This is a genomic window from Bacillus sp. FMQ74 (assembly GCF_001875785.1).
Lineage (GTDB): Bacteria > Bacillota > Bacilli > Bacillales > Bacillaceae > Bacillus > Bacillus stercoris.
Genome location: NZ_MOEO01000006.1, coordinates 254,937 through 261,273, shown reverse-complemented (window position 1 = coordinate 261,273; position 6,337 = coordinate 254,937). Strand labels below are relative to the sequence as shown.

At 44.4% G+C, this 6,337-nt stretch carries 5 protein-coding genes; 3 read left to right on the top strand and 2 right to left on the bottom strand.

Annotation, left to right across the window (positions count from 1 at the left end):
* Nucleotides 1-789: 789 nt before the first annotated feature.
* Nucleotides 790-2,190 (bottom strand): 23S rRNA (uracil(1939)-C(5))-methyltransferase RlmD, encoded by a 1,401-nt coding sequence (gene rlmD, locus BLL41_RS13895; protein ID WP_071578304.1) that lies wholly within the window; start codon nucleotides 2,188-2,190, stop codon nucleotides 790-792.
* 187 nt (nucleotides 2,191-2,377) lie between these two features.
* Here rlmD and BLL41_RS13890 point away from each other — a divergent pair, with 187 nt between their 5' ends.
* Entirely contained in the window at nucleotides 2,378-3,376 is a 999-nt protein-coding gene (locus tag BLL41_RS13890) for a hypothetical protein (RefSeq protein WP_071578303.1), read from the top strand.
* Between the two features lie 32 nt (nucleotides 3,377-3,408).
* Here the strand turns inward: BLL41_RS13890 and BLL41_RS13885 are convergent, their stop codons facing one another.
* The gene (locus BLL41_RS13885; RefSeq protein ID WP_071578302.1) at nucleotides 3,409-4,272 is read right to left on the bottom strand and encodes a DNA-3-methyladenine glycosylase family protein; all 864 of its coding nucleotides are present in this window, start codon (nucleotides 4,270-4,272) and stop codon (nucleotides 3,409-3,411) included.
* Nucleotides 4,273-4,389: 117 nt separating this feature from the next.
* Between BLL41_RS13885 and corA the strand changes: the two genes are divergently transcribed.
* Nucleotides 4,390-5,349: a magnesium/cobalt transporter CorA gene (corA, locus tag BLL41_RS13880; protein WP_071578301.1), complete on the top strand. Its 960-nt coding sequence runs from the start codon at nucleotides 4,390-4,392 to the stop codon at nucleotides 5,347-5,349.
* A 98-nt stretch (nucleotides 5,350-5,447) separates the two neighbouring features.
* On the top strand, nucleotides 5,448-6,308 hold the full coding sequence (locus tag BLL41_RS13875) for an NAD(P)-dependent oxidoreductase (RefSeq protein WP_071578300.1): 861 nt from the start codon (nucleotides 5,448-5,450) through the stop codon (nucleotides 6,306-6,308).
* Nucleotides 6,309-6,337: the final 29 nt, after the last annotated feature.

Below are 6,337 nucleotides of genomic sequence, written 5' to 3'. Positions count from 1 at the left end.
TTTTACATTATTCCACTCATGTAATTTAATCATATTAAAGGTGATTTTTTCGGGATAATTACTGCTAATTAGAAAAATATATATTTAATGTTTTGCTTATATTTTATTTTTTAGAAGGGGGACAAGTTATATACAATCTTATTATTTAATAAAATGCATAAAGGAAATAGAGTATAAAAGAAGAATTTGGATGGTTTCCATATTTGTAATTGTATCCAGTCAGCCTATAAGCTCTCACGCTGAAGAATCAAATTATGTTGAAGATAATACACAAGACTTATATGGGTGACGATATGTAACGTAATTAATTTAAGTTTATCTACTTTCTTATCAAAAAAAGATAAAGGGAGATCGCTAAGAAAGTCACTAGGCTTTCAAAAGGGATATGAACCTACTTTAGGACAGAATACTACTACGAAAAATACGGAGAGGAGCCAATTCGTAAGGTTGAAGAAAACTTATACCAGAACACAGACCACGTTGATAAATAAAAAAGATTACTAGACGAGAATGATGATGAACTAGAGATGAGATAAAACCATATGTACGAGATATTGAGAATAACTAAACAAACCGAACCCCTATTTTCATACTTTTTCTGTTCAAAATTGACTGTTTTCCCCCCGCTTTCAACACGTTTTTTCAACTCTTTTCGTCAGTTAAAATAAAGATCTCCGAGAAAAGAAGGAAGATAAAATTGAGGAAAGACAGTCAGAACAAGGGCTACACATGAAAAAGACCCGGAAATCGGCAATGTTCATTCTACCGAAATCCAGATCTGATTAGGACTTAATGAGACGATTTTAATACAAGCCTCGCCACTGCTTCAACATGAGCCGTCTGCGGAAACATATCGACAGGCTGAATATAGTCCACGCGATAGTCCTTCGACAGCGTCTGCAAATCCTTCGCAAGCGTGGACGGATTGCAGGAAACGTAGACGAAGCGTTTCGGTTTGACTTTTTTGATCGTGTCCAGGAACGTGCTGTCACAGCCGGTTCTTGGCGGGTCTACGATGACGACGTCCGGGCGGAAGCCTTCTTTCGTCCATTTCGGGAGCCAGTGCTCGGCTGTTCCTGTTACATATGTGGCATTTGCCATGCCGTGTTTTTTGGCGTTTTTCTTGGCATCGTCAATTGATTCCTTGATGACGTCCATGCCGCGGACTTCCTTTGCTCCGTCCGCAACCCACATGCCGATAGTGCCGACGCCGCAATACGCATCAACGACTTTTTCTTTTCCGGTCAACTGCGCCGCTTTTTTCACTTCATCATACAGCTTGACGGTCTGTTCCGGGTTGAGCTGGAAGAAAGCGCGGGCGCTCAATTCAAAAGATACGTCGCCGAGCACTTCTTGAATTACTGTCTTTCCGGCGAGCGGTTTTGTTTTCTCACCAAAAATCACTGAGGTTTTCGCTCCATTTACATTCTGAATAATGGATTTGACCTCTGGCAATCGCTTTTGAATCGCTTTGACGATTTCTTCCTTGTGCGGAAGCGTTTCCTTTGCTGTTACAAGCACGACCTGTACTTCACCTGTTTCAAAGCCGACTCTTGTCACGATCGTGCGAACGTCGCCTTTTCGTTTTCTTTCATTATAAACAGACACATTGAAGTCCTCTAAAATGCGGCGGACGATGCCTGTTGTTTTGTTGGTTGCCGGATGCTGAACAATACAGTCTTTAATCGGCACAATGTCATGAGAATCAAGGCCGTATAAGCCGGCGATAATGCTGCCGCTTTGAGAGCGCCCGATCTGGAATTGGCTTTTGTTGCGGTAATTCCACGGGTTGTCCATGCCAATCGTTTCTTTGATTTCCATGTTCTCTACTTTAAACTTCGTATGGCGTTCAAGAGACTGAATGACGATGTCGCGTTTTTCCCGAAGCTGCTGGCTGTATGCAAGGTGCTGAAGCTGACAGCCGCCGCATTGTTCGTACACAGGGCAAGGCGGTGCCACCCGGTGCTCAGACGCTTTGCGGATTTTCTTAATGCGGCCCTCCGAAAACTTCGGCTGGACCTTTGTGGCCTGCACAACAACCTCTTCGCCAGGAAGCGCGCCGGGCACGAAGACGACTTTTTTCTTAAAATAGCCGACACCTTCTCCGTTAATGCCGAGACGCTTAATCGTCAGCGGAAAAGTTTGTCCGACCTTCAGTTCGACGGGCGCCTGTTTCTTTTGTTGGTTCACGTTGTTCTCTCCGTTTCTATATGAAGCTTTCTGCGGATGGCAGAAAGTGAAATGTTTTTTCACATCTAACTAGTATAACACGCTTCCCGGTATTCCTTCATATTTTTCAAAAACATTTCCATTTATGCTCAATAATCTAGCAAGTCAGCCGATACAGTTTATGACTATTTCATAAAAGAGGGATAAAATGAAGAAATTTCTAACCGCCGTCTGCGCATTAGGATTATTACTCAGTGCGGCAGGATGCGGAAACAGCAGCAGCGCAAACTCTGCAAAAACAGAAAAAGCATCAGAAGATGAAAGCAAAAATCTGGATTTGCTGAAAAAGAACTTTAACAGCATCACCAAAGAAGATTGGGAAAAAATCCACATTTCCAAAAAGGATCTGAACGGCGCGTTTGAAAAAATGACTGAAACCAATTCCAATGGAGAAAAAGTGATTAAAAATGTGGAGGTCAAAAACAATACGGTTGTGATCACCTTTAACAACTCGGACGGCAAATCGATGGAAAACGGTCTCTTGGCCATTGTCTTTGATCAGTTTCTTCGCGCATTGTATAAGCATTCGTCATATTATGACGGCAGCGAACCGACCATTCGATTTGTTGATTTGGACAACCAGCTGGTTCAGGATAGCAATAAACCGTTAGATACCGACAATGAAACAGATGACTCAAGCCAAGACAGCGGGAAAAAAATTCTCTCTAAGCCCGGAGAAACATCTACCGAGGACAATGGAGAGATTGTTACACTAGACAAAATTGCTGATGTCCAGAAACAAGCAGCTCTGAAGCCCTTAATGATCACTGTCGATCAAGTCAAATTGCTATCGCGCACAAATATCAGCCCTTTCCATCTGAAACTCTTTAAAAGAATGACAGATCAAAAAGTGTCTGAGCCGCTTCGTTATATTCAAATCACATATAAAGCCGAGAATACCGGAGACGCTCAAATTGATTGGCAGGGTATCGAATCTATAGAAACGGACGACGGACAAAAGCTGCATATTGCCGATAATAATATTCTAAAAGACAATGATCATGCTTTCGCCCCGCACACAGAAAACGAAGGTGTGATAGGAGCTGTATACAGCGGAAAAGCGGAAGATCTTCACCAATTGAAGATTACGTTTTCTCCTGTTAAAAACGGTACTTCAGGCCAAAGTATGACAGTGAAGCTTGATTAATCTCAGCGGCTGCCGAAAAGGCAGCCGTTTTTCTATTCTATACTCCTCCACAAATATAAAGACGCATAGCTTAAATAAGGCTCCCACTCCTTACTCATCGCCAGCATGACATCCTTTGCCGGCTTATCGTCCAGCTGAAAATGGCGTTTGATGGCATTCTGGAGGCCGATATCGGCAAGCGGGAATAAATTGGGACGGCCCAGTCCGAACATGAGGACGTTTTGCACGGTCCACGGACCGATACCCCTGATTTTGATCAGTTTTTTCATAATGTCTTCATCCGCCATATGCGGCAGCTCTGACAAGCTGAGTGTGCCTTCTGCGATCATCCTTGATGTATCAATAGTATATTCCGCTTTTCTCATGCTGAATTGCAGATCACGCAGATCCTGATAATCGAGTTCTGCAATCGTTTCCGGCTTTGGATAGCACCACACGCCATCCTTCTGCTCCCCAAACGCATGAACAAACCGTTCTGTTAGCGTGTAAGCGAAGGACAGATTGAGCTGCTGGTGGATAATGCATTTCATCATGCAGTTGTACACGCTGTAGTCCAGAACAAGCGGCGTCCCAGCATGCTCTTCAAAAATGGCGGACAGGCTCGTTTTTGAAAAATGATCCAGAACGTGCTGCAAATGATGTTCCCATTGAAAAATCCGCTTGATTTCCTTCATCATTTCTTCCTGATCCCTTTCCCCGCTGACGAGGAACTCAGGCTCGCCCGCATGGCCTAATGCCTGTACCTTTACAATACATACGTCCCCCGCTTGATTTCTGATCGGCACACGGACTTCCCTCGCCTCTCGATCAACAGCATTGAGGGGGTCTAAAGACAGCCTGTCCAGCACGCGGTCAAAATGATACGGAGGCGTGACAGATACTTTTTCCTTCCACATGTGATCCACCCTTTTTCCGTTTTTGTTTAGTATAACATGGCGCTGGAAACAGGCAGAGAGTACCGTATACTTTTCTCATAAAGACCGCATGATATAATGGCAGGTGGAGGGTTGTTTATGATCAACATTACCGCAATCACAACAGAGCATCAGCTGCTGAAAAATATACCGATTGAACGAGTGGAACAGCCTGATATTGCATGGTACTGGGTTGATTTTTACGGCCCGGAGGATACGGAAACGGCGTTATTGAGAGATTTTTTTCATTTTCATCCGCTTGCCATTGAGGATTGCTTCCAGCACATGCAGCGGCCGAAGCTTGACCATTATGACGGCTATCGTTTTTACGTGATACATGCGCTGAATAAGGAAACACTTGAGACAGAGGAAGTCGATATCTTTCAAGGCGAACAATTTGTCGTCACCTTTCATTTACACGAAACGCCCGGTATCGCTAAAGTCCGGGAGCGTTTGTATGCTTCACCGGACATATTGAAAAAAGGGCCCGGGCATATTTCTTATATGATTATGGATCAGCTTGTTGATGAATATTTTCCTCTCGTGTATAAAATTGAAGACCGGCTGAATGAAATCGAAGAAAGCCGTCCCCACAAAACGTATGGAACGCTGATGAACGAGGTGTTTGAGCTCAGAACAGACCTATTGCATTTAAGACGGACGATTATCCCGATGCGTGATTTGCTCTACCGGATTTTAAGCCTTGACCATGTGAAAGAGCAGCGGGAAACAAAAGCCTATTTCAGCGACATATATGATCATTTGTTAAAGTTGTCTGAAATTGTGGAATCCAACCGGGATATGACGTCCGACTTGCGTGACAGCTACGTGACGCTAAACTCAAACCGGATGAATGCGATTATGATGACACTGACGATCGTATCAACCATTTTCATCCCGCTCACCTTTATTGCCGGTGTATACGGTATGAACTTCGACTTTATGCCGGAGCTGCATTGGAAATACGGATATTTCGCTGTACTTGGCCTGATGGCCGCGCTTGTGATTGGAATGCTGATTTGGTTTTTACATAAAGGATGGTTCAATATTTTTAAATGAGGACAGCGAGCAGCTGTTCTTTTTTGTTGTAAGCCGATTGCTATGCATATTCTGTTCATATTGTTTATAATGGAAAAAATATTCAGGGAGTGATCAGATTGAAAATTGCTGTCATCGGACTCGGCAATATGGGACAGCCCATTGCCCGAAATGTTCTTCAGGCAGGCTACGAATTGACTGTCTATAACCGGACGAAACAAAAGACGGAAGAACTTGTCACAGAAGGCGCACAGGCAGCTGATACGCCGCGGCTGGCGGCAAAGTCCGCTGATATTGTCATGACAATGCTTGCAGATGATGATTCTGTAAGCGCCGTGACATTTGGAGAAGACGGGCTGCTTGAAGGATTAGCAGAGAATGGCATTCACATCTCGATGAGCACGATCAGTGTTGAATTCTCAGAAAAGCTCGCAGCGGCTCATGCAGAGAAAGGACAATCCTTTCTCGCCGCTCCTGTCCTTGGCAGACCGGATGCCGCAGCCAAAGCCGCGCTTCGCATCATAACAGCAGGTCCGGCGGAAGCGAAGCAAACCGCCAAGCCTCTGCTCGACAGCCTGAGCCAGCAGGTATTTGACGTCGGCGAAGAAAGCAAGATAGCAAATGCAGCGAAAATCAGCATCAATTTCTTGCTCGTGTCCATGCTGGAGGCGTTATCTGAATCTTTCTTAATGATGGAGAAGTACGGCTTAGAACAAAAACAATTTTTAGAAATTGCCAGCGCGCTTTTCGGCTCCCCTGTCTACCAAAATTACGGAACCATCATGGCCGAGCAGAAATTTGAGCCTGCCGGTTTCAAAATGTCATTAGGGCTGAAGGATACCAATTTGGCACTTGCCGCCGCAAAAAAGGTTTCTGCAAATCTTCCTCTTGCCGAGCTGGCCAAGAACCATTTTGAAAGCGGGATTGAGAAAGGCTTCGGGGATCTGGACTGGGCCGCACTGATTAAATGTATAAAATAAAGAAAAGCCTCTCCGTTTCAGGAGAGGCT

Excerpts from the sequence above, each read along its gene's own strand:
- BLL41_RS13890 (WP_071578303.1), top strand. The coding sequence starts at position 2,378 with ATGAAGAAATTTCTAACCGCCGTCTGCGCATTAGGATTATTACTCAGT.
- corA (WP_071578301.1), top strand. The coding sequence starts at position 4,390 with ATGATCAACATTACCGCAATCACAACAGAGCATCAGCTGCTGAAAAAT.
- BLL41_RS13885 (WP_071578302.1), bottom strand. The coding sequence starts at position 4,272 with ATGTGGAAGGAAAAAGTATCTGTCACGCCTCCGTATCATTTTGACCGC.